The organism is Arthrobacter sp. YAF17 (assembly GCF_052113365.1).
In the GTDB taxonomy this organism is placed as follows: Bacteria; Actinomycetota; Actinomycetes; order Actinomycetales; family Micrococcaceae; genus Arthrobacter.
On sequence record NZ_JBFRDB010000041.1, the window covers coordinates 1 to 6,470 of the forward strand.

Genomic DNA, 6,470 nt, shown 5'->3' on the forward strand with positions numbered 1-6,470 from the left:
GATGGTGCGGTGACGCCGGCGTCGACGACGTTTGATGTGTTGCAGGATGCCGGGACGGTGTTGGTCGATGTGTTGGTCGATGATGCTGCGGGGTCGACGTTGAATCAGGTGTCGGCGGCGCAGATGCGGTTGGGCGGGGATAAGAAGTTGCCGGGGTCGGCTGAGGTGAGTTTCGGGTCGAAGGTCATTTCGGTGACGGATGCGGCGAAAGGCTCAGTGTGGGCGTTGTCGCCGTCGACCGTGGGCGGTTTTGATGCCGAGAGCTCGGAGCCGGTGCTGGCGGGGTCCGCGGGGACGGTGTCGGCGGTGGGTGCCGATGACCGGATCTACAGTGCGGACCCGAAGTCCGGGCAGGTCACGGTCACGGCGGTGGATGCCGAGGGCGCGGCGACGGACGTGCAGTCCAGCACCTGGAATGGGTTGAAGGGTGCGGGGGACCTGCAGCTTGCCGTGGTGGGGGATGCGCCGGTGGTGCTGGACGCCGGCCGGGGGAAGCTGTTCCTGCCGGGCGGCCGTGAACTAGCGCTGGAGAACGCAAAGGACGCGAAGCTGCAGCTTTCGGGTCCGGGCGCGGATGCGGTGGCGGTCGCGACGCCGAAGGCGCTGCTGCTGCAGCCGTTGGATGGTTCGACGGCGAAGACGGTGACGTTTGGCGGGCAGGGGGTGCCGGCGGCTCCGGTGCAGCTGGGCGGGTGTGTGCATGCGGCGTGGTCGGGGGCGAACAAGTATGTCCGGGACTGCGCGGATGATGCCAGTGACAAGACCGTGGATGTGCCGAAGGCCAGCGCGTCGCCAAGTTACGTGTTCCGGGTGAACCGGGACCTGGTGGTCCTGAATGATGTGAATTCCGGGAATGTGTGGCTGGTGAACCAGAACATGCAGCTGGTCAACAACTGGGACGACGTCATCCCGCCACAGCAGACCTCCGACGACGCGGACAAGGACTCCGCCGACGAAGTCCAGCAGACCGTGCTCCCGGACCGCACCAAACCCAACAGCCCGCCCGCCGCCAAACCCGACACCTTCGGCGTGCGCGCCGGCAAGACCACCATCCTGCCCGTGCTGGACAACGACACCGACCCCGACGGCGACATCCTCACCGTCCGCAGCCCGGACCCGCTCACCTCAGGGTTGCTCGCGCCGATCTACGGCGCCACCGGCTTCCAGGTCAGCGTCGGCGCCGACAAGACCGGCTCGGAAACTTTCAAATACACGGCTGACGACGGCCGCGGACTCTCCGCCACCGCCGACGTCACCCTCAACATCGTCCCGCCGGGGGAGAACACCGCCCCGCGGCAGAAGCCCAACCGCAACACCACCCTCGTGGTCCAGTCCGGCAAGATCGTCAGCCAGAACATCCTCACTGACTGGATCGACCCCGACGGCGACGACCTGTTCGTCGTCGGCGCCGCCGGCAGCGACCCCCGCGACCAGGTCAAAGTCCGGCCCGACGGCCTGCTCAGTTTCCAGGACGCAGGGTCCGAACCGGGCCGCAAGACCGTCACCGTCACGGTCTCGGACGGCCGCTCCACCACCGAAGGCAAAGTCACAGTCGACGTCCGCGCCCCCGGCGCCCTGCCGCCGATCGCCAACGCGGACCATCTCGTCGCCGTCGCCGGGGTGGACACGGTGATCGCGCCCCTCAAGAACGACTCCGACCCCCAGGGCGGCGCCCTCCGCCTCGCCCAGGTCACCCCGGACGGCAACTCCACCGCCACGATGGGCGCGGACCAGCAGACCTTCACGTTCAACTCCACCGCCCAGGGCGCCCACTACGTGTCCTACCTCGTCACCAACGGACCGGCCAGCGCCCAGCAGCTGGTGCGCGTCGACGTCGTCCCCGGCGACGGTGACGGCGCCCCGGTGGCGGTCCGCGACACCGCCCTGCTGCCCAGCGGCGGCAGCGTCCTGGTGGACGTCCTCGGCAACGACTCCGATCCCTCCGGCGGAGTGCTGGTGGTGCAGTCCGTGACGGCGGCGGACGGACTGCCGGTCAGCGCGGCCGTGCTGGACCACTCCGTCGTCCGGATCACCGACATCCGGGCGCAGGGCCAGCTCAGCGTCAAATACACCATCTCCAACGGCAAATCCTCCGCGAGCGGGGAGATCGCCGTCCTGGTGGTCCCCGCACCGTCCAAACTGCAGGCGCCACAGGCAAAACCGGACGAAGCAACAGTGCGCGCCGGGGACGTCGTCACCATCCCGGTGCTCGACAACGACACCGACCCCAACGGCGGCAAGCTCACCCTGGAACCGGTGCTCGCCCAGCAGCCGGACGCCGCTGACGGCCGGATCTTCACCTCCGGCGGGGCGCTGCGCTTCATCGCCGGCGAGGTGCCGAAGACCGTCTACGCGATCTACAAGGTCACCAACGCCTCGGGGCAATCGGATTCCCAGCAGGTCACCATCCGCATCCGGGCACGCGACGACGAACGCAACACCCGCCCTGAACCCAAGAACCTCACCGCCCGTGTGGTGGCCGGCATGACAGTGCGCATTCCCGTGCCGCTCGACGGCGTGGACGCCGACGGCGACTCCGTGCAGCTGACCGGCGTCGACAAGGCCCCCGCGATGGGCACCGCCGTGGTCAAGGACGGTTACCTCGAATTCACCGCCGCCGGAAACGGCGCCGGAACGGACACCTTCAGCTACCGCGTACGCGACCGGATCGGCGCCGAAAACACCGGCACCGTGATCGTCGGGATCGCCCCGCAGGAAGCCAACAACCAGAAACCCATCGCCATCGACGACGCGGTGGACGTCCGGCCCGGCCGCAAGATCGCGGTCGAGGCCCTCGCGAACGACTCGGACCCGGACGGCGACCCCATCAGCCTGGTCGGCAACGGCTTCGAGGCCCGCCCCGAGCTCAGGGTCGAAGCGGCCGACGGCGGCAAGGTGCTCCTCACCGCCCCCGCGACCGCCGGCAACGAGAGCGTCAGCTACAAGATCCAGGACGACAAAAAGGCCCAGGGCAGCGCGGTGATCCGCGTCCGGATCAGCCCGGACGCCGCGCTCAAGCTCCCGGTCGCCAAGGACGACGTGGTCACCCCCGCCGAGACACTGGGCAAGTCCGCCGTCGACGTTCCGGTCCTGAAGAACGACTCCGACCCGGACGGCGTCGCCGCCGACCTCAAGATCAGCCTGCCCGACGGCAACCCGAACGCCCGGGCGGGCGACGGCAGTGTCCGGGTGGCCCTCGCCCCCAAGGACCAACTGGTCCCGTACACCGTGACCGACGTCGACGGCCAGAGCGCGACGGCGGTCATCTGGGTCCCCGGCCAGGGCGAACAGCACCCCACCCTGGCCAGGACCGACGTCGTCGAAGTGATGGCCGGCAAGCAGCTCAACCTCGACCTGAACGAATACGTCCGGGTCAGGGAGGGCCGCACCCCGCGGATCACCCAGGTGGACAGCGTCCGCGTGCAGGGCGCCGACCCGCAGAACGTCGTCGCCGGAAACGGCAGCGCCCTGCGCTACGCCGCGCTGCAGGACTACGTGGGCCCGGGCTCCGTGACCTTCGAAGTAACCGATGGCACCGGCCCCGACGATCCGCAGGGCCTCAAGTCCACCCTCAGCATCATCACCAAGGTCATTCCCGATCCGAACGCCAACCACCCGCCGAGCTTCAGCGGGGCCACGCTGGAGGTGCCCAAGGCCGAGTCCGCCAGCCTGGACCTGGGCAACCTGGCCAAGGACGTGGACTCCGGCGACCAGGAGAAGCTGAAATTCGAACTCGACGGCACCCTGCCCGAGGGCTTTAAGGCCACCCTGGACGGCGCGACGCTGAAGGTCACCGCGGACTCCGCCAGGGCCGCCGGCTGGAAGGGCAGCATCCCGCTGAAGGTCACCGACGGACGCTCCGAGCCGGTCAAGGCCAGCGTCACCGCCACGGTCGTGGCCTCCAACCGCCCGCTTCCGGTCGCGAACGAGGACGTGATCGAGAAGGCCAACGCCGGCAAGACCGAGACCATCAACGTGCTCGCCAACGACTTCAACCCGTTCAGCGACACCCCGCTGAGGATTGTCACCGCCACGGTGGAAACCGGCTCCGCCGCCGGACAGCCCGCCGTCGCCGGCGACTCGATCACCGTCACCCCGGCCGCCGGCTTCAAGGGCGTGATGGTGCTGCGCTACACCGTGATGGACAAGACCGACGACATCTCCCGGCAGACCGACGGCCGGGTCAGGATCACGGTCCGGGACAAGCCGGACGCCCCCTCCGCGCCGTCCGCCACGGACGTGCGCAGCCGGACCGCGGTGCTCAAGTGGACTCCGCCCTCGGACAACGGCGCCACCATCAGCAAATACACGGTGCGCTCCAGCGGCTTCAGCCAGGACTGCGCCACCACCACGTGCACACTCAGCGGACTGACCAACGACGTCAAGTACGTGTTCACCGTCACCGCCACCAACGAGGTGGGGGAGTCCGTGCCGTCTCCGGCCTCCAACGAAATCCGGCCGGATGAGAAGCCCTCGCCGCCGGAGTCTCCCACGGTCAAGGCCGGGGACAAGAACATGGTGATCACCTGGCCCGCGGCCAAGACCGAGGGCTCGGCGGTGAAGAACTACAACCTGGAGATCTCCCCGCCGCCGGCCAACGGCATCGCGGTGAAAAACGGTGTGGCCGGCCTGAGCTACACCTGGCCCGGACTGACCAACGGCGTGCGCTACAAGGTCCGTGCCCAGGCCGTCAACGAACTCGGCCCGTCCGAGTGGGGCCTCTACTCGGCCGAAGACAACCCTGCCGGCGTCCCGGCCGCACCGGCAGCGCCGACGACGTCGGTGGCGTCCGCCGTGGGAACCTCCAACCAGCTGAAGGTGAACTGGAGCGAGCCGAACACCAACGGCGACGCCATCAAGAACTACTACGTCACCATGAGCGGCGGCGGCGGCACCACCCAGACCCAGATGATCGCCGGAACGGTGCGGACCGCCAACTTCACGGCGAACAACTCCGAAACCGGCTACACCTTCACGGTCCAGGCCGAGAACAAGGCGGGCAAGGGCGCGGTCAGCGCAGCCTCGGCCCCCCGCCGCGCCACCGGCAAGCTCGGTCAGGTCTCCGGCGTCAGCGCCACGCCGGCCGACACCGGCGGGGCCGGCCGGGCCGTGGTCATCAACTTCCGGGAACTGGACGCGGCCGGGCGGAACGGCTCCCAGCCCGGGGAGGTCAGCTACACCTACTACGCGAGCCCCAGCGGCAAGACCGGCGCTATCAGCCCCGGCCAGAAGGTGGGCGGATTCACCAACGGCCAGGCCGCCACGATTACCGTGACGGCCAACTCGAGCGTCGCACCGAGCTCCGACGCCAGCACCGGTGCCACGGCCACGCCGTACGGCGCGCCCGGAACGCCCGCGGCGTCGGGGCAGGACGGCGCCGAAAACCAGAAGAACCTCAGTTTCAGCTGGAGCTCGCCGTCCACCACGACCAACGACGTTGCCTACACCCAGATCAGCATCGACAACGGCGGCTGGGAGCGCGTTCCGGCGTCGGGAAGCCGGACCGTGAACACCGGCGGCTTCAGCGAACCGCACCAGATCCGGGTCCAGACCGTCAACTCCCTTGGCACCGGCGGGCCGATCGCCTCGGCCTCCGCCCGGTCCGGGACCGAGAAGACCCGGTGGACCACCCGGCTCAACAGCGGGATGGGCCGCAGCTGCACCGACCTGCCCGGTGCGACCTCCTACGACAACAGCCAGCCGGGTAACTTCACCTGCGACGGCAAGGGCGGCACCGACCGACCATGGATGGGCCCGTCGGACGTCTTCGACGTCATGTGCTGGAAGCCGCACGGTACGTACTACAGCGGCGACGGCCAGTGGTACTACATCATGCGCGGTTCGCCGAACCAGACGCGCTGGATCAATTCCACCCACACCTCGATTGGCGCGCCCGGGCAGAGCGGCGTCCCGTTGTGCACCTTCCCGGTAGGAGCGACACCATAGCCGCCCCGGCCCCCGGAGCGGCGGTCGGTGGGCAGTCCTGCCCATCGCGCCCTTCCGGACAGTTCGGTAGGCTGTCGCGGGAACTGAGGGCCCTGTCTCGGGTCCGCCACGAGAATCACGACGCCATCCTGAAGGACATCTGAAGCTGTGACACGTCTGCTCGCCACGCTGGGGTTCAAGAAGCCAGGTCCACAGAAGCGCCCACCTAGCCCCGGCTCCACCAAACGGCGCAACAAGCTCATCGCCGGCACCGCCATCGCCTCCGCTGCCGCGGTGCTGGTTACCGCTGCCATCATTTATCCGGGGTTTAAGACCACTGAGGTGGAGTTGAATGACGGCGGGGTGTGGGTGGTCTCGAAGTCGAAGAACGCCGTGGGCCGGTTGAATTATCCTTCGCGTGTTTTGGATGGTGCGGTGACGCCGGCGTCGACGACGTTTGATGTGTTGCAGGATGCCGGGACGGTGTTGGTCGATGATGCTGCGGGGTCGACGTTGAATCAGGTGTCGGCGGCGCAGATGCGGTT

The 6,470-nt window shown here is 68.6% G+C and carries 2 protein-coding genes; both read left to right on the top strand.

Annotated elements, in window-relative coordinates; translation table 11 throughout:
• Positions 1-5,946: Ig-like domain-containing protein (locus tag AB4Y67_RS18845; protein WP_441407280.1), on the top strand; the 5,946-nt coding region annotated here is incomplete at its 5' end.
• A 147-nt stretch (positions 5,947-6,093) separates the two neighbouring features.
• Positions 6,094-6,470 (top strand): hypothetical protein (locus AB4Y67_RS18850; protein ID WP_441407281.1); only part of this gene is annotated, 377 nt, incomplete at its 3' end.